This is a genomic window from Phytohabitans maris, from assembly GCF_031085175.1.
GTDB lineage: Bacteria > Actinomycetota > Actinomycetes > Mycobacteriales > Micromonosporaceae > Phytohabitans > Phytohabitans maris.
Genome location: NZ_JAVHUY010000025.1, coordinates 99,304 through 118,923 on the forward strand (window position 1 = coordinate 99,304; position 19,620 = coordinate 118,923).

At 73.2% G+C, this 19,620-nt stretch carries 15 protein-coding genes; 10 read left to right on the forward strand and 5 right to left on the reverse strand.

Annotated elements, in window-relative coordinates; genetic code table 11:
- Positions 1 to 31: 31 nt before the first annotated feature.
- Positions 32 to 454 carry a roadblock/LC7 domain-containing protein gene (locus tag RB614_RS25400; protein ID WP_308715131.1) on the reverse strand — a complete coding sequence of 141 codons (423 nt, stop codon included), beginning with the start codon at positions 452 to 454 and terminating at the stop codon, positions 32 to 34.
- Positions 454 to 3,384 carry a sensor histidine kinase gene (locus tag RB614_RS25405; protein WP_308715132.1) on the reverse strand — a complete coding sequence of 977 codons (2,931 nt, stop codon included), beginning with the start codon at positions 3,382 to 3,384 and terminating at the stop codon, positions 454 to 456. The genes RB614_RS25400 and RB614_RS25405 overlap by 1 nt, the downstream gene beginning before the upstream one ends.
- Before the next feature lie 189 nt (positions 3,385 to 3,573).
- On the opposite strand from RB614_RS25405, the gene RB614_RS25410 reads away from it, so the two are divergent.
- From RB614_RS25410 to RB614_RS25455, 10 genes are all read left to right on the forward strand, one after another.
- The gene (locus RB614_RS25410; protein ID WP_308715133.1) at positions 3,574 to 4,200 is read left to right on the forward strand and encodes a hypothetical protein; all 627 of its coding nucleotides are present in this window, start codon (positions 3,574 to 3,576) and stop codon (positions 4,198 to 4,200) included.
- Positions 4,201 to 4,212: 12 nt separating this feature from the next.
- Positions 4,213 to 4,884, forward strand: coding sequence for a hypothetical protein (locus RB614_RS25415; protein ID WP_308715134.1), 672 nt, complete (start codon positions 4,213 to 4,215; stop codon positions 4,882 to 4,884).
- Between the two features lie 125 nt (positions 4,885 to 5,009).
- Entirely contained in the window at positions 5,010 to 6,653 is a 1,644-nt protein-coding gene (locus RB614_RS25420; RefSeq protein ID WP_308715135.1) for a DUF4331 domain-containing protein, read from the forward strand.
- A gap of 184 nt (positions 6,654 to 6,837) precedes the next feature.
- Positions 6,838 to 8,127: a tetratricopeptide repeat protein gene (locus RB614_RS25425; protein ID WP_308715136.1), complete on the forward strand. Its 1,290-nt coding sequence runs from the start codon at positions 6,838 to 6,840 to the stop codon at positions 8,125 to 8,127.
- Positions 8,124 to 9,524 (forward strand): hypothetical protein, encoded by a 1,401-nt coding sequence (locus tag RB614_RS25430; RefSeq protein ID WP_308715137.1) that lies wholly within the window; start codon positions 8,124 to 8,126, stop codon positions 9,522 to 9,524. Before RB614_RS25425 ends, RB614_RS25430 begins: the two co-directional genes overlap by 4 nt.
- A 147-nt stretch (positions 9,525 to 9,671) precedes the next feature.
- Entirely contained in the window at positions 9,672 to 10,058 is a 387-nt protein-coding gene (locus RB614_RS25435) for a VOC family protein (protein ID WP_308715138.1), read from the forward strand.
- A gap of 130 nt (positions 10,059 to 10,188) precedes the next feature.
- Positions 10,189 to 11,649 (forward strand): flavin-containing monooxygenase, encoded by a 1,461-nt coding sequence (locus RB614_RS25440; RefSeq protein ID WP_308715139.1) that lies wholly within the window; start codon positions 10,189 to 10,191, stop codon positions 11,647 to 11,649.
- Complete coding sequence (locus tag RB614_RS25445) at positions 11,642 to 12,496, forward strand: SDR family oxidoreductase (RefSeq protein WP_308715140.1); 855 nt, start codon at positions 11,642 to 11,644, stop codon at positions 12,494 to 12,496. The genes RB614_RS25440 and RB614_RS25445 overlap by 8 nt, the downstream gene beginning before the upstream one ends.
- The gene (locus RB614_RS25450; RefSeq protein WP_308715141.1) at positions 12,493 to 13,365 is read left to right on the forward strand and encodes an alpha/beta fold hydrolase; all 873 of its coding nucleotides are present in this window, start codon (positions 12,493 to 12,495) and stop codon (positions 13,363 to 13,365) included. Before RB614_RS25445 ends, RB614_RS25450 begins: the two co-directional genes overlap by 4 nt.
- Positions 13,358 to 13,765 carry a YciI family protein gene (locus tag RB614_RS25455; RefSeq protein ID WP_308715142.1) on the forward strand — a complete coding sequence of 136 codons (408 nt, stop codon included), beginning with the start codon at positions 13,358 to 13,360 and terminating at the stop codon, positions 13,763 to 13,765. Before RB614_RS25450 ends, RB614_RS25455 begins: the two co-directional genes overlap by 8 nt.
- Before the next feature lie 7 nt (positions 13,766 to 13,772).
- Here RB614_RS25455 and RB614_RS25460 read toward each other — a convergent pair whose 3' ends face one another.
- The 3 genes from RB614_RS25460 to RB614_RS25470 form a co-directional block, all read right to left on the reverse strand.
- Complete coding sequence (locus tag RB614_RS25460; protein ID WP_308715143.1) at positions 13,773 to 16,451, reverse strand: EAL domain-containing protein; 2,679 nt, start codon at positions 16,449 to 16,451, stop codon at positions 13,773 to 13,775.
- A 137-nt stretch (positions 16,452 to 16,588) separates the two neighbouring features.
- Positions 16,589 to 18,370 carry a glycoside hydrolase family 6 protein gene (locus RB614_RS25465; protein ID WP_308715144.1) on the reverse strand — a complete coding sequence of 594 codons (1,782 nt, stop codon included), beginning with the start codon at positions 18,368 to 18,370 and terminating at the stop codon, positions 16,589 to 16,591.
- A gap of 457 nt (positions 18,371 to 18,827) precedes the next feature.
- Positions 18,828 to 19,616 (reverse strand): methyltransferase, encoded by a 789-nt coding sequence (locus tag RB614_RS25470; protein WP_308715145.1) that lies wholly within the window; start codon positions 19,614 to 19,616, stop codon positions 18,828 to 18,830.
- Positions 19,617 to 19,620: the final 4 nt, after the last annotated feature.

Below are 19,620 nucleotides of genomic sequence, written 5' to 3' on the forward strand. Positions count from 1 at the left end.
GCGCCCGTCAGCCGGCAGAGCCCCGAAGGCCTCACCCCGCATCGGAGGGCACCGTCGGGTGGCGGCTGGGCGTGCTCATGTTTTGCCCCACCCGCGCGACCAGCATGGCCATCTCGTATGCGATCAAGCCAATGTCCGAGTCGATGCCGGCCAGCAGCGCCAGGCAGGCGCCCCGACCGGCGGCGGTGACGAAGAGGTACGCCCCTTCCATCTCGACCACCGTCTGGCGCACCGGCCCGGTCTCGAAGTGGCGGCTCGCCCCCCTGGCCAGGCTCTGGAAGCCGGCGGCCATGGCGGAGAGGTGCTCGGCGTCTTCCCGGGTCAGGCCGTGCGACGAGCCCATGAGCAGCCCGTCGGAGGAGAGCACGACGGCGTGGTGCGCGGACGGCACCCGCTCGATCAGGTCGTCGAGCAGCCAGTTGAGTCTTGCGGCCGGACTGGTCGTCGGCACCACTACTCGGCTCCTTCCGGCTCGGCGGGCGGGGTGTTGTCGCGCGCGGCGCCGCCGTTCGCGCCGGACGGCGTGCCGTGCCCGTTGGCGTCCGCGGACGCCGGCTCGTCGCCGGCCGGACCGGGCTCGCGGGTGGGCAGGCCACCGCCGGTCTTGCGGAGCCGAAGCGCTTCGAGGCCGGTGCCGCGAGCGGGTCGATCACCGTTGTCGTCCACCGGCGGACCCTCGCCGGCCTTGCGGCGGGGCAGCCCGCCGGAGGTGGACCGGCGGGCGGCCGGCCCGTCCACTGTGGCGCCGCGCTTGCGCCGGGGCAGCCCGTCGATCACCTCGGGCGCCCCGCCGGCGTCGCCTCCGGAGGGCGGGGTCACGATCGCGCCCGGCGGCGGTGTCGCGGTGCCGCGGGCGAGCGGCCCGGGTGTGTCTGCACCACCCCGGCGGGCCAGCGGGACGGGACCGTCGACCGGCGGCTCCACCACCTGGCGCGTCGGCCGCATCGCGAGCGGCAGGAACTGCGTCTCGGTCGGGTCGGGTGCGGCCGGCCCGCGTCCGGCGAACGGCAGGGCGTCCGGGTCGCGGCGGGCCAGCGGCACCGGACCCGGCTCGCGGCGGGCCAGTGGCACCGGATCCGCGTCGCGCCGGGCCAGCGGCACGGCGCCCGGCTCGGGGCGGGGCGTCGGGATCGCGTCGGCGTCACGCCGGCCCCGGGCGGTACCCGCCTGGAGCGCGGACATCGTGGCCCGCGCCTGCTCGGCGGAGCGGGGCGGCGGCTCGGGGTCGACCCGGTCGAGCGTCAGCGGACCGGCCGGCTCGCCCCGGAGCTGGGGGGCCAGGCTCGCCTGCCGCACCCGCTTGGGCAGCCCGTCCGCCCCCGCGCTCGGCGTCGCGTCGGTCGGCTCCGCGTCGATCACCGGCGCCGGCACCAGTACCGGGCGGGCCACCGCCTCCAGCGAGCGGCGCGGCCCCGAGTCGACGCTGGCCAGGGCGCGGGCCCGGCGCATCCGCGGAGTCTCGCCGTTGGACGGTGCCGCCGGCAGCGCGGCCGGCTCGGGCGGCGGGGTGACCAGGTCCGGCGGGATGAGGACGATCGCGGTGATCCCGCCGTACGGCGAGTTGCGCAGCTGGATCTTCACGCCGTGGCGGGCGCCGAGCTGCGCCACCACGAAGAGGCCGAGCTGGGCGCTGTTGGCCGGGTCGAAGTCGGGCGGGCGGCTGAGCTTGCGGTTGGCCTCGCCGAGCAGCTCCGGCGTCATGCCGAGCCCGCGGTCCTCGATCTCGATCGCGTACCCGTTGGGGACCGAGGCGCCGGTCACCTGCACCTTCGTCTCCGGCGGCGAGTACGACGTCGCGTTTTCGATCAGCTCCGCGAGCAGGTGGATCATGTCGCCGACCGCACGCCCGGCGATGTTTGCCGGCTCGATCTTGGTGATCGCGACCCGGGAGTAGTCCTCCACTTCGGACACCCCGCCACGGATCACGTCGATCACGCCGACCGGGTTGCGCCAGCCGCGGCCGGGCGCCGAACCGGCGAGGATCACCAGGTCTTCGGCGTGCCGCCGCATGCGCGTCGCGAGGTGGTCGACCCGGAAGAGGTTTTCCAGCTCGTCCGGGTCGGTGCTGCGCCGCTCCATCGAGTCGAGCAGCGCGAGCTGGCGGTGCAGCAGCGCCTGGCTGCGCCGGGCGATGTTGAGGAACACCTCGTTGAAGCCCTGCCGCAGCGTGGCCTCGTCGACCGCGGCCTGCACCGCCGTACGCTGCGCCTCGGTGAACGCCCGCCCGAGCTGGCCGATCTCGTCGCTGCCGTACTCGAGAGGGGGTGCCTCCTCGGCGACGTCGACCTCCTCGCCGCGCCGCAGCCGGGCGACCACGCCGGGCAGCCGCCGGTCGGCAAGGTCCATCGCGCTCTCCCGCAGGCTGCTCAGGCGCCGGATCAGCGAACGCCCCACGCGCAGCGAGATGAGCAGGGACAGCGCGATGGCGGCGAGGCCGAGCAGGCCGGCGAGCGCGAGGCGGAGCAGCACACCGACCGCGACCGGAGTGGCCCGGTCGGCGAGCGCGTCCGAACTGGACAGCTCGAACTCGCGCAGCTGCAGGATGGCCGGCTCGTACGCGCTCTGCCACGCGGAGGCGGTGACCGACGGCGCCTGGCCGTCGCGGCCCTGCGCGATCACCCGATCTTCCAGCGAGCGGAGCCGGGTGAACGCCTCACCCTCGGTCATCCGCTGGTAGGCGATCCGCTCGGTGTCCGGGAGCGCGGGCAGGGCCTGGGCGAACAGGTAGCGGTGGGCGCCGATGATCTGCACGAGCTGGGCGTGCTCGCCGCCGGAGAACTTGCCGGCCGCGAACGCGCCGGCCAGCAGCGCGTCGGACTGCCCGAGCACCTCGCGGGCCCGGCCGAGCGAGGTGACCGCCCGCGCCTCGCGGTTGAGCTCCTCGTCGTCGACGTCCGCGATGATCTCGAAGACCCGGAACGCCCCGTCGACCACCCCGCTGTACAGCCCGAGCGCGCCGGCCTGGTCCATCTCCCGGCGGTCGATGAAGCCACGGCCGGTGGTGAGCAGGTCGAGCGAGGTGAAGAGCTGGTCGAGGTTGGTGCGGAGCCGCCCGTCGGCGGCGTCGCGCAGGTCGGGGTCGCCGGCCCGGCGGCGGAACTCGGTCACCGCGGCGTCGGTGCGGTTGCGCTGCTCGCTCAGTGCTGGCAGGTCGCCCTTGCCGGCGAGGTAGACGAGGGAGAGGCGCCGCTCACGCTGCAGCTCGGAAACCATGCTCTCGCCGGGACGGCCCACCTCGTCGAGGAACGTCTGCGCCGAGAGCAGGTTTAACGCCGGGCCCAGGGTCAGCGTCGTGGTGAATATCCAGAGCGCCAAAAGGGCGGCGAGGGGCACGGTGATCAGGGCGATAATCTTCGCGCGGATCGACCAGTCGCCTGTATTCATGAGACCTCGCCCGTCGGGGTACGGTACGGCAGCCTTGGGCAGGATACATTGCCACCGCAAGTACCAAGGCGCCCTATCTCACGCGAAAAAGGGCACTGGGGCGTTCACCACCCGCTCGGGGGATGTACGCACGGAGTTTTTGTTCCGTGCGGGGATTGTCGATCATGGTTGAGCGGGAACTACTACCGCATGTCAGCCACGCAGATCGTTGTCACCGTCATCGTCGTGCTCGCGGTGCTGGCCGCCGCGGGTGCCGGCTGGATGCTGTACCGCCGGTGGTCCCTGCGTCACCGGTTCGGCCCCGAGTACGACCGCCTCGTCGCCGAGCGCGCGGGCCGGTCGGCCGCCGAGCGGGAGCTCCGCGAGCGCGAGCGCCGCCACGCCGAACTGGACCGCAGGCCGCTGCGCCCCGAGTCCCGCGCCCGCTACGCGGCGCAGTGGGAGGAGATCCAGATCCGCTTCGTCGAGTCGCCGGTCGAGGCCGTGAACGCCGCCGAGGACCTGGTCGGCCGGATGGCCGCCGAGCGCGGCTACCCCGCGGGCGACTTCGAGGAGCAGGCCGCGTACCTGTCCGTCGAGCACGCCCGCTCGCTGGACCACTACCGCCGGGCCCACGCGGTCCGCGAGGCGGTGGACCGCGGCGAGAGCGACACCGAGCGGCTGCGCGAGGCGCTCGTGCACTACCGCGAGATGGTCACCGAGCTGCTCGGCAGCGAGCCCATCCCGACCGCCGCGCGGCCCGAGGCCGAGGCCCACGAGCGCATCCCCGCCGCGGAGCGGCGCGAGACCGGCGGCCGTTACGAGACGAGCCGGTAAAGGAGGCACATCATGGCGAACCAGCAGACCGAGCGGGTCACCTCCGAGCCGGTACCGGTGCCACCCGCCGCCGACGACACGGACCGGGAGCGCGACGCGGCCGAGGACGTCACCGACCGGGTGCCGGACGACGGGCTCGACGACCGCGGCACGTTCGACGACCCGGTGCTCGCCGGCGAGCGGACCGACCCGGACGACCTCACGGCGGTGACCCCCCGCCCGCCCGAGTTTCACGAGCCGGAACCGCAGCGGACCGCGTTCGGCGCGGCCACCGTCGGCGGTGCGGCCGCCGCGGCGGCACAGGCCGGCCCTTCCCATGACGTCCGCGACAGCGCCGAAGCGGAGGACGCCGCCGGCGACGCCGAGCAGGCGGCCGAGCAGCCCGAGACGGCGGCGGCGGTCGACGCGCCGGCCGTCGAGGAGCCGATCGCCGGCCTCTGGGGCGAGCAGACCGCCCAGGGCTACCGGGACCGCTGGCGCGAGGTCCAGCTCCGCTTCGTCGACGACCCGGCAGCCGCGGCGCGGGAGGCGAACCTGCTGGTCGAGGAGGCCGTCGGCGCCCTCACCGCGGAGCTGTCCCGGCAGACGAAGGCGCTCGGCGGCTGGTCCGGTGAGGACACCGAAGAACTGCGCGCGGTCGTCCGCCGCCACCGCGACTTCCTCGACCGGCTCCTCGGGCTTTAACTACTTCATTCGCACCCCACGGCCGCGCGGATTGCTCGATGCGAGCTATCTGACAGTGACCAGTCCATCGCACGTCGGGATTCCGAACGCCTGGCATCACCTCGCACCGGGCGGAAGGAATCCCGATGTCCATACGTACCCGAATCTCCACGCGGCGCGGCGCCGCCGCCCTCGCGGCGATGGCCGTGCTCGGCGGCGCGGGGCTCTACGGCCTCGGCCCGAGCGGCGCCGTCGCCTCCAGCCACCGTGAGGCGCCGCTGATCGCGGCCGACCCGGCCGTCGACAACACCGACCTGTACGCGTTCGTCAGCCCCGACCGGCCGGACTACGTCACGTTCGTGGCGAACTGGATCCCGTTCGAGGAGCCCAACGGCGGGCCGAACTTCTACCCGTTCGCGACGGACGCCACGTACAACATCAACGTCGACAACGACGGCGACGCGAAGCCGGACGCGGTCTTCCGGTGGAAGTTCAAGACCCAGGACAAGCGCGGCACCGGCACGTTCCTGTACAACAACGGCCCGGTGACCTCGCTGGACGACGAAAACCTGCTGGTCCGCCAGACGTACACGATGGAGTCGTCGTTCGACGGCGCGCCGTTCAAGACCCGGGTGTCGAACGGGCCGGTGGCCCCGTCCCGCGTCGGCCCGGCCTCCATGCCGGACTACGGCAAGCTGCGCGACCAGGCGTCGATCCAGCTGCCCGGCGGCTGGAAGATCTTCGCCGGCCAGGCGGACGACCCGTTCTTCCTCGACCTGCGGGTCTTCGACCTGCTGTACGGCGGCGACCTGAGCGAGACCGGCCAGGACACGCTCGCCGGCTACAACGTCAACACGATCGTGCTCCAGGTGCCGTTCAAGGACGTGGCGCTGAACGGCGACGCGAAGCGCAACCCCAACATCGGTATCTGGACCACCACCGACCGGCCGCGCGTGCGGCTCGCCGGCGGCGGCTCGACGGGTGACCGCGTGCAGGTCTCCCGCCTCGGCAACCCGCTGGTCAACGAGGTCGTCGTGCCGGCCGGGCTCAAGGACGCGTTCAACGCCTCCCGCCCCGACCAGGACGCCAAGAACCCCACCATCGTCAAGCGGGTGACCAACCCCGAGGTGCCGCAGCTGATCGAGAAGATCTACGGCATCCCGGCGCCGGCCACGCCCCGCAACGACCTGGTCGAGATCTTCCTGACCGGCATCACCACCAAGGCCGGTGGGCCGATCAAGGCGGACCTCAACTCGCAGCTCAACAACAAGGACGTGAACCCGAAGCGGTTCGTCCCCTCCGAGCAGCTGCGGCTCAACCTCACGGTGCCCGTCACCGCGGAGCCCAACCGGCTCGGCGTGCTCGCCGGCGACCTGCAGGGCTTCCCGAACGGGCGGCGGCTGGCCGACGACGTGGTCGACATCGAGGTGCAGGCGCTGGAGGGCGCGGCGCAGACCGGCAAGATCGTGGACGCGCTCGCGGCCGGTGACAAGGTCGACGCCAACGACCAGGAGTTCGCCGGCACCTTCCCGTACGTCGCGCTCCCCAACGGCGTCGGCGTCAACACCGGTGGCGACGGCGTCAAGCCGGCCGCCGCCGGAGGGTCCTCTTCGGACGGTCCGGACCTGACTCCGGCCGGGTTCGCCAGCAAGTCCGACGGGGACATGCCCGCCACCATCGCGGCCGCCGCCGTGGGGGTCGCGGCGACCGCGGGCCTCGGCCTGCTGGTGCTCGCCTGGCTGTGGCGCCGCCGGGTCCGCCTCGCGGACCAGCGCACCCAGCGGTTCTGACCCTCGTTCCGGGCGCGCCGCCCCGGGGGGGCGCGCCCCCTGGCCCTGGAGGCCCCCCAGGGGACCGCCACCCCCAATCGGCCGGGCGGGGCCCCCCCCGGCCCCCCCCCCCCCCTGGGGTCCCCCCCCGGGGGCGGGGCCCCCCCCCGCGGGGCGCCCCCCCCACTTCCCCTGGAGGCTCCACATGCGACGGACAGCTCTACTCGGCGGTGCGGTGGCGCTCGCTGTCGCGGTGACCGCCGCGGCGGCCGTACTCGGCCCCACCGGAAGCGCCCCGGTGGCCGCCCCGGCCGCGGCCGCCGCCCCGGCCGACCCGGTCGCCCGCGCGCAGGAGCGGCTCCGGCTCGTACCCGGCGACTGGCGCACCTGGGCGGCGCTCGCGGTCGCGTACGTCGAGCGTGGCCGGATCACCGCCGACCCCACGAACTACCCGCGGGCCGAGGAGGCCGTGCGCCGCTCGCTCGCCGTGCGCCCCACCGGCAACGCCGAGGCGCTGGTCGCGCGGGGCGCGCTGGCCAACGCCCGCCACGACTTCGCCGCCGCCCGCCGCTTCGCCCTCGACGCCACGAAGATCAACGGGTACGGCGCGGACGCGTTCGCGGTGCTCGCCGACGCGGAGACCCAGCTGGGCAACGTCGCCGCCGCGACCGCCGCCGTGCAGCGCCAGCTGGACCTGCGGCCGGGACTGTCGGCGTACGCCCGGGCCTCCTACGACCTGGAGCTGCGCGGCAAGGTCGCCGAGGCCACCGACCTGATGCGGCGGGCGCTCGACTCGGCGGTCAGCCCGGCCGACATCGGCTTCTGCCGGGTACAGCTCGGCGACCTCGCCTGGAACGCGGGCGACCTCGCCGAGGCGACCCGCCAGTACGACGCCGGCCTCGCCGCCGACCCCGGCTCCGTCGCGCTGCGCCGCGGCAAGGCGCGCGCCGACTGGGCCGCCGGGCGGAGCGAGGCGGCCCTCGCCGGGTACGCCGACGTCACCCGCCGCGCACCGACCCCCTCCTACGTGCTCGAATACGCCGAGCTGCTGCGCGCCGCCGGCCGTACCGCCGAGGCGGACGCCCAGCTGGAGCTCGCCACCGCCGGCCACCGCCTCTTCACCGCCGCGGGCGGCGTGGACGGGCTGACCGGTACCGCCCTCGCCCTGGCCGCCGGTGACCCGGACACCGCGCTGGAGGAGGCGCGGGCCGAGTGGTCCCGCCGCACGCACGCCGACGTCGCCGACAACCTCGGCTGGGCGCTGCACCACGCGGGGCGGGACGCCGAGGCCCTGCGGTACGCCCGCACGGCCGTCGACAGTGGCGCCAGGTCGGCCGGGTACGCGTACCACCTGGGTGTGATCGAGCTGAGTCTGGGCCGCACCGGCGCGGCGAAGGCCGACCTGGCCACGGCCCTGCGACTCAATCCCTACTTCTCCCCCACCGACGCGCCGCTGGCGCGGACCCTGCTCGCGGGACCGGAGGTCACCCGATGAAACGCCGCTGGCTGCTGGCGCTCGCCGCCGCACCGCTCGCGCTCCTGCTGATGCCGGCCGCGCCGGCGAGCGCGCACCCGCTCGGCAACTTCTCCGTCAACCAGTACACCGGGCTGACCCTGCACCCGGACCGGATCGACGCGACCGCGATCGTCGACTTCGCCGAGATCCCGACGCTGCAAGCCGCGTCGGAACCCACGTGCGCGGACCTCGACCTCGCCGTGGCGGTCGACGGGGAGGCTCTACAGTGGACGCTCACGTCGAGCGACTTCGCCTACGTCGAGGGGAGCGGCGGCCTGAAGACCAGCCGCCTCACCTGCGCGCTGTCGGTCCCGGTGCGGCTGGAGACCGCCACGGTCACGGTGCAGAACCGGTACGCGGCGGACCGGGTCGGCTGGCGCGAGATGACCGCCCGCGGCGAGGGCGTACGGGTCGAGTCGCCGCTGCCCGCGCAGAGCGTCAGCGACGAACTGCGCACGTACCCGGCCGACCCGCTGGCCTCCGCGCCGGACGTGCGCTCGGCGACGCTGCGGGTGACCCCCGGCGACGGTACGGCGGGTGCCGCGCTGAGCCGCCCGAGCGACGGCTTCCTGGCCGGGATCACGGCCGGCGTGGAGCGGCGCTTCCAGGAGCTGGCCGGCGGCCGCCTCACCCCGGCGGTCGGGCTGCTCGCGGTGCTGCTGGCGCTGCTGCTCGGCGCCGGACACGCGGCGCTGCCGGGGCACGGCAAGACGGTGCTCGCCGCGTACGCGGCCGCGCAGCGCCGCCGGATCCGCGACGCGCTCGCGGTCGGCGCGACGGTCACGCTCACCCACACCGGCGGCGTACTGGTGGTGGGGCTGCTGCTGGCCACGTCGAGCACGCTCGCCGGCGACCGCATCCTCGGCTACCTCGGCATCGTGAGCGGCGCCATCGTGGTCGCGGTGGGGGTGGGCATGTTCGTCCGCCGCCGGCGGGGCCACTCCCACGCGCACGGCCATTCCCACTCCCACGACCACGGGCACGACCACTCCCATGGGCATGACCACGGGCACGATCACGACCACGGGCATGGGCACCATCACCACCGCGGCGAGGGGCGGCTCGGGCTGGCCGGCATCGGTATCGCCGGCGGCCTCGTACCCAGCCCATCCGCGATCGTGGTCCTGCTCGCGGCGATCGGCCTGGGGCGCACGGCGTTCGGCGTGGTGCTCGTCCTCGCGTACGGCGTCGGCATGGCCGCGACCCTGACCGCGGTCGGCCTGGCCCTGGTCGCCGCCCAGCGCCGCCTGGGCCGCCTCCCGCGCCTTCCGGTGCTGGCCCGCCGCCTGGGCCGCCTGGCGCCCGCGGGAACGGCGACGCTGGTCATGGTGGTGGGCGCCGGCGTAGCCGCCCGCGCCGCCGCCGGCGTCTTCTAGCCCCTCCCGCGTTGATCAGGGACTTCGTGGGCGTGCCGCGCGGCGCGTCGCCCCGCGAACTCCCTGATCAACAGGCTTCCAGTGAGCGCATTTCTCAACGCCTGACCGCCGGCGGGCATAGAGTCGGCCGCGAGGGAGGTACGCACCATGACTGGTCGCATTGTTCACTTCGAGATGCCCGCCGACGACATGGAGCGGGCGCAGACCTTCTACCGGGACGCCTTCGGCTGGCAGCTGATGCCGATGCCGGAGATGTCGTACACGATGGTCACCACCACGCCCACCGACGAGCAGGGCATGCCCACCGAGCCGGGCGCCATCAACGGCGGTCTGACCCCGCGCCAGGCCCCGGTCTCGGCGCCGACGCTCACCATCGGCGTCGACAGCGTCGACGACGCGCTGGCGACGGTGGAAAAGCACGGCGGCAAGGTGGTGGCGGGCAAGATGGCGGTCGGCGACATGGGGTTCGTCGGCTACTTCACCGACACCGAGGGCAACACGGTCGGGCTCTGGGAGAACGCCGCCCCGGCCTGACCGGCACCGCCGGGTGACGACGGGAACGCCGCCCCGGCCTGACCGGCGCATCGGCCCGGGGCCCGGCCGGGGCGCCAGATCGAGAAAAGCCGCCCTTCCCCGGCGCGTTACCCAATGGTAACTTCCGGGAATGGCGGGCCCACAGCACTACCGGATCGCGGTGATCGGGGCGGGCTTCAGCGGCCTCGGCGCCGCGATCCGGCTCAAACAGCGCGGCTACGACGACTTCGTGGTGCTCGATCGGGGCACCGAGGTGGGCGGGACCTGGCGCGACAACACGTATCCCGGCTGCGCCTGCGACGTCCCCTCGCACCTGTACTCGTTCTCCTTCGACCTCAACCCGGAGTGGAGCCGCAGCTTCTCCCCGCAGCCGGAGATCTGGTACTACCTGCGCCGCTGCGTCGACGCGTACGGCCTCGAACCGCACCTGCGGATGGGGCACGAAGTGCACGGCGCGGCCTGGGACGGCGGCCGGTGGGTGGTCGAGACGTCCCGCGGCACGTACAGCGCGGACGTGCTGATCTCCGCCTCCGGCGGGCTCTGCGAGCCGGCGCAGCCGAAGCTGCCCGGGCTGGAGACGTTCACCGGCCCGGTCTTCCACTCCGCCCGGTGGCGCCACGACGTCGACCTCACCGGGCGCCGGGTCGCGGTGGTGGGGACCGGCGCGTCGGCGATCCAGTTCGTACCCGCGATCGCTGCGGACGTGGCGCGGCTGCACCTCTTCCAGCGCACCCCGCCCTGGGTGCTGCCCAAGGCCGACCGGCCGATCAGCCGGCTGGAGCGGCGCGCGTTCCGGGCGGTGCCGGGGGCGCAGCGGCTGGCCCGCACCGGCATCTACTGGCTCCGGGAGTTCTACCAGGGCACCGCGTTCCTCCAGCCGGTCATGATGCGGCTGGGCCAGCGGATGGCCCGCTCCCACCTGCGCCGGCAGGTCCCGGATCCCGCGCTGCGCGAAAAGCTCACCCCGCGCTACCGGATGGGCTGCAAGCGGGTGCTGCTTTCCAACGACTACTACCCCGCGCTCACCCGCTCCAATGTGGAGGTCGTGACGGAGGGGATCGCCGAGGTGCGGCCGGACGCGGTGGTCACCGCCGACGGCACCGCCCGCCCCATCGACGCGATCATCTTCGGCACCGGGTTTCACGTCAACGACGCCCCGATCGCGCAGCGGATCCGCGGCCGGGACGGGCGTACGCTCGCCGAGGCCTGGCAGGGCTCGCCGCGGGCGTACCTGGGCACGACCGTCGCCGGCTTTCCCAACCTCTTCCTGCTGCTCGGCCCGGGCACCGGCACCGGGCACACGTCCGTGGTCTTCATGATGGAGTGCCAGCTCGCGTACGTGCTGGACGCCCTGCGCCACCTCGACCGCGGCGGCGACGGCGCAATCGAGCCGACCGCCGCCGCACAGCACGCCTTCATCTCCACAATGGACAAGAAGATGGCCGGTACGGTGTGGCAGGCCGGCTGCCGCAGCTGGTACCAGGACAGCACCGGCCGCGTCTCCGCGATCTGGCCCGGTTACACATGGTCGTACCGGCTGCGCACCCGCCGCTTCGACCCCGCGCACTACGAGGTGGTGGCCCGTGCTTGACGGAAAGGTCCTCTTCATCACCGGCGCCGCCCGCGGGATCGGCGCGCACACCGCCCGGCTGGCCGCGGCCCGGGGCGCGACCGTGGTGCTGGTCGGCCTCGAGCCGGAACGCCTCGCCGAGGTGGCGGCGCAGACCGGCGGCGCCTGGTTCGAGGCCGACGTGACCGACCAGTCCGCGCTCGACGGGGCGGCCGCGGGCGCGGTGGAGCGCTTCGGCCGCATCGACGTGGTGGTGGCCAACGCCGGCATCGCCCCGCGCGGCACGATCGCGGTCGGCGACATCGAGGCGATGGCGCACACCGTACAGGTCAACCTGGTCGGCGTGATGCGTACGCTCGGCGCCACCGTCGACCACCTCATCGCCAGCCGCGGCTACGGCCTGCTGGTGTCGTCGGCCGCCGCGTTCACCGCGCTGCCCGGCATGGCCGCGTACTGCGCGTCGAAGGCGGGAGTCGAGCAGTTCGGCAACGCGATCCGGCTGGAGCTGCGGCACCGCGGCGTCGCGGTGGGCACGGCACACATGTCCTTTGTGGATACCGACCTGGTCCGGGACGCCCAGGAGGACCTGCCCCAGTTCACCGAGACGCTGGGCAAGCTGCCGTGGCCGTTCGGCTCGCTCATCTCGGTGGAGGCGTGCGCGCGGGCGTTCGTCGACGCGATCGAGCGGCGCCGCCGCAAGGTGTACGTGCCGCGCGCGGTCGGCGTGGCGCAGGCGGTCCGCTCGCTCATGCTCAGCCCGCTCAGCGACGCGGTCATCGGGCGCGGCGCGCGCACCGCCGTGCCGCGGATGGAAGCCCAGGTCCGCACGCTGGGACGCGCGTTCGGCCGGCACGGTGGTGGGCGATGACGACACCCTCCGTCGTGTACGAACGTCGGGGCGCCGGCGAGCCGCTGGTGCTGCTGCACGGCATCGGCCACCACTGGCAGGCCTGGCTTCCGGTCCTGGACCGGCTCGCCGAGGCGCACGACGTGATCGCGGTCGACCTGCCCGGCTTCGGCGCGTCGCCGATGCCCACCGGCGGCCCGCCGCGCGACATGGCCCGCGCGGTCGAGGGGGTCGCCACGTTCCTCGGCGACCTCGGGCTCGACCGGCCGCACGTGGCCGGCAACAGCCTCGGCGGCGCGATGGCTCTGGAGCTGGCCTGCGCCGGCCGCGTCGCGTCGGCGACCGCGCTCTCCCCGGCCGGCTTCTGGACCCGCCGCGAGCTGCGCTGGGCGATCGGCGCGCTCACCGCCCACCGGTTGGGTACCCGGGTGCCCGAGCCGGTCATGCGGGCGATGTTCCGGCACGGGGCGTTTCGCTCGCTCTGCTTCGGCATGATCTGCGCCCGCCCCGGCCGCCTCACCCCCGAGGTGGCGCTCTCCGACGCGCTGGCGCTGCGCGACGGCCGGGCCTTTCGCGCGGTGGCCCGGGCCGGCCGGGCGTACGCGTTCCACGGCGCCCCGACCGTGCCGGTGACCGTGGCCTGGGGCACCCGCGACCGGATCCTGCCCTACCGGCAGGCGACCCGGGCCAGGGCGGCACTGCCCGGCGCCCGCCACGTCGACCTGCCCGGCTGCGGCCACGTACCGATGAGCGACGACCCCGACCTCGTGGCGTCGGTGATCCTCGCGACGACCGGCCCGGCGATGTCGAGAATCCCTGACGGGCTCCGTCCCCCCGGTGAAGGTGACCAGAATGGGTCGCACCAGCACCGAGGAGAACCCGATGGCTAAGTACCTGCTGCTCAAGCACTACCGCGGCGCCCCGGCCCCGGCCAACGACGTGCCGATGGACCAGTGGACGCCGGAGGAGATCGCGGCGCACATGCGGTACATGCGGGACTTCATGGACCGGCTGGAGGAGACCGGCGAGTTCGTGGACGCGCAGGCGCTCGCCCCGGAGGGGGCCTTCGTCCGGTACGACGGGGAGGGGCGCCCGCCGGTCACCGACGGTCCCTTCGCCGAGACCAAGGACCTGATCGCCGGCTGGATCGTGATCGACGTAGACAGCTACGAGCGCGCCCTCGAACTGGCCGGGGAGCTCTCGGCCGCTCCCGGCGCGGGCGGAAAGCCGATCCACGAGTGGCTCGAGTTGCGGCCGTTCATGGGCGCGGCGCCCACGATCACGGAGTGAGCTCCGGTCACGAGATGAGGCGCTCGGCCTCGCCGGCGGGGACCGGCTCGGAGAAAAGGTGGCCCTGGCCGTAGGCGCAGCCGAGGCGGAGCAGGTGGTCGCGCTGCTCCTCGGTCTCCACGCTCTCCGCGATGAGCTGGAGGCCGAGGTTGCCGCCCATCAGCACGATCGTGTGCACGAGCGCGCTGCTCTTGGCGTCGATGCCGAGCCGGGCCACGAACGACCGGTCGATCTTCAAGGCGTCGATCGGCAGCCGGTGCAGCGCCTCCAGCGACGAGTACCCGGTGCCGAAGTCGTCGATGTGCAGCTCGCAGCCGAGGCTGTGCAGGTCTTCGAGCATCTTGCGGGCCAGCCCGACGTTGTTCATGATCACGCCCTCGGTGATCTCGAAGGCGAGGTTTCGCGGGTGCAGGCGGGACACCCGCAGCGCCTCCGCGACGTCGTCGACCAGCCCGCCCTGCCAGAACTGGCGGTTCGACACGTTCACGCTGATCCGCAGGTCTTCCCGGCCCGGTGTGCGCTGCCAGGCGGCCAGCTGCCGGCACGACTCGGCGATCACCCAGCGGCCGATCGGGATCGCCAGCCCGGTCTCCTCGGCCACCGCCAGGAACTGGTCCGGCAGGATCAGCCCGCGGGTAGGGTGGCGCCAGCGGATCAGCGCCTCGAACGCCCGGGTACGCCCGCCGACCAGCTGCACGATCGGCTGGTAGTGCACTTCGAGCTCGCCCCGCTCGATGGCCCGGCGCAGCTCGGTCTCGATCCGCAGCCGCCCGACCGCCTTGGCCCGCATGGCGACGTCGAAGAGCGCGTGCGAGCCCTTCCGCTGCGACTTCGACCAGTACATGGCGATGTCCGCGTCGCGCACCAGGTCCTCCGCGTCCGCGTACTGCCCGCCGCCGAGCGTGATACCGATCGATGCGGTCACCACCACCTCCTGCCCCTGCAGGCGGAACGGCGGTGCCAGCGCGGCGTGCAGGCGCCCGGCGACCTGCGTCGGCGTGTACTGGTCGGCGACCCCGTCGAGCAGGATCAGAAACTCGTCGCCGCCGAACCGGGCCGCGGTGTCCCGCTCGCGCAGGCTGTGCGAGATGCGGTTGCCCACCTGGATCAGCAGCGCGTCGCCGGCCGCGTGGCCGAGGCTGTCGTTGACCACCTTGAACCCGTCGAGGTCGACGAAGAGCACCGCGAACTCGCGGTCGTCGCGCATCGCCTCGCGGAGCCGTTCCAGGAAGAGGGCGCGGTTGGGCAGGCCGGTGAGGTGGTCGTACTGCGCCGCCACCCGCAGCCGCTCCTCCTGCTCGCGGAGCGTGGCGAGCACCTGCTGGTAGTCGAGGGCGACGGTGAGCAGCGCGGCCCAGTGGTTCATCGGCTCGCGCCCGGTGCCGGTGCCGGTCTCCACCGCGTCGACGACCGCCAGCAGTCCCCAGTCGCTACCGTCCACTTTGACCGGTACCACGAACGTGACCGCGTCGGCGTCCTGCCGTGCCAGGTCGAGCAGGTCGGCCGGCGGAAACTCGCTCACCGGGGTCACCAGCGGCCGGTCCGCGGTCGGCTGGCCGGCGGTCGGCCTGTCGCGCCGGTAGAAGCCGACCAGGTCGAGCGACGGATCGTCGGGCACCGGGTCGGCCCAGAGCCCGAGGCAGCCGGCCCGCGCGCTGGTCCGGCCGAGCCAGCCCAGCCGGCGCGGGTCCTCCTCGTGCGCGCGGAGCAGGTCCATGCTCACCACGTACTGCTTGCTGAGGATGCCCTGCAGGTGGGTGTGCTCGCGGAAGTGCGCCCGGCCGTCGGCCGCCAGCCGGCTCACCGGCGGGAACGCGGGCGGCTCGGCGGCGCCGTCCCGGTGGCAGCCGCACGACTCGCGGACCCGGAGCGACGTGTCGACGTACCGGAGGCCGCCTGGCATCGCCTCGCCACGGATCCGGCGCACGAGCAGCTCGGCGGCGGTACGGCCGATGGCGTCGACCGGGTGGTTGACGGTGGTGAGGCGGGGCAGGCTGTACCGCGCGGCGCGCACGTCGTCGAAGCCGATCACGGCGAGGTCTTCCGGCATCCGGTACCCGGCGTCGGCCATGCCGTGCATCAGCCCGATCGCGTTCGCGTCGGTGCCGGCGATGACCGCGGTGGCCGGCATGCCCGCCTCGACCAGGACCCGGGCGGCGGTCTCACCGCTGGACATCTGGTTGTCCTCGATCGCGAAGAGCAGCGCCGGGTCGGGCTCGATGCCGTGCCCGCGGAGCGCGTCGCGGTACGCCTCGTACCGCTGGCGGACGTCCTTGGCGCCGAGGTAGCCGGCGAACGCGATCCGCCGGTGTCCGTGCCCGGCGAGGTGACTCACCGCCTCGCGGATGCCGGTGCCGTTGTCCGGTACGACCACCGGGCAGTCCAGCTCCGGCATCTCGTGGCTGACGATGACGACCGGCTTGCCGGTGGCCTGGACGGCGGCGAGGTAGCTCGGGTACACCGCGTTGATGATCACGACGAACCCGGAGACCCGCCGCCACGCCACCGGGTACCCGAGGTCGGCGGGCTCCACCTCGGTCTGGTTGGTGCCGGCGTCCTGGGTCTGCACCGCGACGAGCGTCGCCCCCTCGACCGCGGCGGCGCGCGCGATGCCGCGCAGCAGCCCGCCGAAGTACCAGCCGCCGAGGAAAGGCGTCAGCACACCCAGGGTCAGATCTCCCGACACCTGCGAGGCTACGCCGATCTTGCCGTCACCGCCCGGGGATCGGTAATGACCGCGGGGCCCGGGCAGATCGCCCGGACCCCGCGGCTCGTTCATTTCCTACCTGGTCCTACTCGCGTCTTACCTTGTGCTCACCCGGGTTACAGGGCCGGGTACGCGTTCTGCATCAGCTGCGAGAACTGAGCCGAGAACCAGGCACCCGAGATCGGAGCGCCGGAGAGCGCGCCGGTCGCGTTGTTGCCGTTACGGGCGTTGCCGCCGTACGTCGGGTCGCACATGCGGTCGAAGCCCTTGCCCTCGTTGTTCGGGATCTCGGTGCTGGAGCCGTCCGACTCGCCCGGGGGCTTGACCCAGACGTAGGCGTCGATGCCGGTGGCCGGGTTGGCCCGCGGGCGCTCACCGAGGCCGGCACCGCTCTGGTTGCACCAGTTGCCCTTGTGGATACGGCGGTCGATCCGCGAGCCGTTGATCTGCTCGTCGAGCGTGCCCGTGGTGACCGGACCGGTCGGCCGCGCCGAGCCGCCCCAGCCGTTGCGGGAGGTGTCGATCAGCATGCCGATGTTGGACGGGAAGCCCGCCTGGACGAGCCGGGTCCGGAACGCCTGAGCGAAGCTCAGCTCGTCGTTGTACCGGTTCCAGTCGATCCACTTGGACTGCCGGTTCTGCTCGGTCACCGTGATGTACGGCTCCTGCAGGGCCGAGTAGTTGGCCGTGTTGGTGATGAAGCCGGTCACGTTGGCGATGTTGCTGCCCTGGGCGCGGGCGGCGGTGGCGAGCAGTTCGGCGGTCGGGCCGAAGTTGTCGTCCCAGCCGATCCAGCCGTGGTGCGCGGCGTCGATGTACTGGTAGGTGTTCGGGATCGCGCCAAGCTTCGCGAGGGCGTACCCGACGCCGTTCACGTAGTTGCCGTTGGCCTTCATCGTGTTGCACATCGCGGTCTCGGTCGCGCGACCCGACACGTTCGTGATCAGGTTGGGCAGCGAGTCGATCTCGATGATGTTGATGATCCGGAGGCTGCGGAACCGGGAGTCGTTCTGGTACGCGGCGATCGGGTCGATGTACTCCGTCTTGTACCGGTCGATCTCGGTCGGGCCGAGCTCACCGTTCGACGCCAGCGCGGCACAGTCGCGGCCGGGCAGGTTGTAGATCACGAACTGGATGTACGACGCGCCCTGGCGGATCGCCTCGAGCAGGTGGTCCTCGACGCCCATCGGGCCGTTCGAGCTGCTGCCGTCCGTACCCTCGATCGCGGCGATCCGGTCGATCCAGACCGCGGTCGGGTTGCTGGAGACCCGGCTACCGCCGGAGACGCCCTCAGCCTTGGCCTTCCACTCGGGGTTGACGTAGCCGCGGCCACCCGCGTACGGGTTGTCGACGCGCTGTCCGGGCGGGCCGGTCGTCGGGTTCGACGTCGGCGGGGTCGTGGGGGGCGTGGTCGGCGGCCGCGTGGTCGGGTTGCCGGTCGGCCCGCCGGTGGTCGGGTTGCTCGTCACGGGAGCGCCGGTGCAGGCCACACCGTTGACCGCGAACGAGGTCGGGTTGGTGTTGGTGCCCGAGTGGCTGCCGATGAAGCCGGGGTTGACGGAGCCACCGTTGGGGACCGAGCCGTTCCACGACTCGTTGGCCACCGTCACCTGGGTGCCGCTCTGGCTGAAGCGGCCGCCCCAGCCCTGCTGCACGGTCTGGCCGTTGGCGAACGAGAACGTGAGGTTCCACGAGGACCAGGCGTCACCCACGTTGCGGATCACGATGTTGCCCTGGAACCCGTTGTTCCACGAACCGGTGACCGAGTAGGTCACGCTGCAACCCGCGGCGGCGCTGGCTGGCAAAGCCTGGATCACCGAGAGGCCGCCCAAGCCAAGCACAGCGACCGCACCGATGGCGATGCGCTGTTTCCGGGTACGACTCGAGACGAGTCTCATTCCTGTTACTCCTACTTCGTCGCGCGGCACCAGAGCGGGAGGCTCTGGCGTGGCGGGCCGCGGGCGGTTGCGGACGCGCGCCGCAGGCACGCCTAACGGGTAGCTCGCCGGCCCGGAAGGCAAGCTGGAGGATGGAGAAAACCCGCCCAGCCTGAAGGCTGGGGGCAGTGGTCCCGCCGTGCGGAGCGGCTGGAGGCCGGCCCGCGTGCCCTGGCGAAGCTCACTCGCATCGGCTCCCCCGAATGCGTAGGGCGAGTCTTGCATGGGAGGGCTCCCATGCACAAGCGGCCGTCCAAGAAAGCGATTCCTAGCAGGCTTTTCGGCAACACGACAGATCGGACGCATCGGCGCTAGTCGATACAACGGTCTGCGCCACGACAGGCGTCGCGGTAGCTCAGAGCAACGACAAGCGGCGCGAGGGCTGGAGGTGACAGCCCGCGCGCCGCTACGAAAAGGGCTACAGCGGCTTACGACCGCGAGTCGAGACGAACTGGTACGACAGCGACGCGAACGCCGGGTCCCGGGAGAGCTGGCGGAACGCGCGCAGCTGGTCCGGCGAGATCCCGGCCGCCAGCAGCCGGGGCTCCAGGGTGCGGGAGTTGAGGTCGTGCAGGGCGGCGCCGGACGAGCCGCCGGTCCAGCTCTGCGAGTGGGTGACGGTGTCCATGTCGGTGAGGCCAGCGAGGGCCATCTCGGTGTGCACGTTCTGGGCCCAGGCCAGGTCGGCGCCGCGCTCGTGCAGTGCGCCGAGGATCGCCTCCATCACCTGCTGGAAGAGCTTGGCCGCGTCATCCGTCGGCGCGGTGAGGACGCGCAGCGGCGCGGTGCAGTCGAACTCCTCCACCACCAGCCACCCGCCCGGCGCCAGGGCGCTGACCATCTCGGCCAGTACCTTGCGGCGCTCGGGCAGGTGGAGCAGGAGCAGGCGGGCGTGGATCAGGTCGTACGGGCCACCGGCCGGGGCGGGCTCGGTGCGCGCGTCGTGCCGTACCACGCTGAGGTTCTCCGTGGCCAGGAGGTGGGACGGGTCGATGTCGGAGGCCACGACGTGCCCGTCGGGGCCCACCGCGCCGGCCATCATCCGGGCGACCGAGCCGCCGCCGGCACCCGCCTCCCAGCAGGTCGCGCCGGCGCGCATGAGAGGGCGGATGCGGGCGCCGGTCAGCGGGTCGAGGAAGGCCTCCAGGGTGGCCAGTTGGGCCTCGGCCTCCGGGGCATGGTTGTCGAACGAATAGCCGTCGGGCACGATC

Bases quoted from the DNA above. Each gene is read 5' to 3' on its own strand.
- RB614_RS25435 (WP_308715138.1), top strand. From the start codon at position 9,672: ATGACTGGTCGCATTGTTCACTTCGAGATGCCCGCCGACGACATGGAG.
- RB614_RS25455 (WP_308715142.1), top strand. From the start codon at position 13,358: ATGGCTAAGTACCTGCTGCTCAAGCACTACCGCGGCGCCCCGGCCCCG.
- RB614_RS25450 (WP_308715141.1), top strand. From the start codon at position 12,493: ATGACGACACCCTCCGTCGTGTACGAACGTCGGGGCGCCGGCGAGCCG.
- RB614_RS25430 (WP_308715137.1), top strand. From the start codon at position 8,124: ATGAAACGCCGCTGGCTGCTGGCGCTCGCCGCCGCACCGCTCGCGCTC.
- RB614_RS25420 (WP_308715135.1), top strand. From the start codon at position 5,010: ATGTCCATACGTACCCGAATCTCCACGCGGCGCGGCGCCGCCGCCCTC.
- RB614_RS25465 (WP_308715144.1), bottom strand. From the start codon at position 18,370: ATGAGACTCGTCTCGAGTCGTACCCGGAAACAGCGCATCGCCATCGGT.
- RB614_RS25425 (WP_308715136.1), top strand. From the start codon at position 6,838: ATGCGACGGACAGCTCTACTCGGCGGTGCGGTGGCGCTCGCTGTCGCG.
- RB614_RS25410 (WP_308715133.1), top strand. From the start codon at position 3,574: ATGTCAGCCACGCAGATCGTTGTCACCGTCATCGTCGTGCTCGCGGTG.
- RB614_RS25440 (WP_308715139.1), top strand. From the start codon at position 10,189: ATGGCGGGCCCACAGCACTACCGGATCGCGGTGATCGGGGCGGGCTTC.
- RB614_RS25405 (WP_308715132.1), bottom strand. From the start codon at position 3,384: ATGAATACAGGCGACTGGTCGATCCGCGCGAAGATTATCGCCCTGATC.
- RB614_RS25415 (WP_308715134.1), top strand. From the start codon at position 4,213: ATGGCGAACCAGCAGACCGAGCGGGTCACCTCCGAGCCGGTACCGGTG.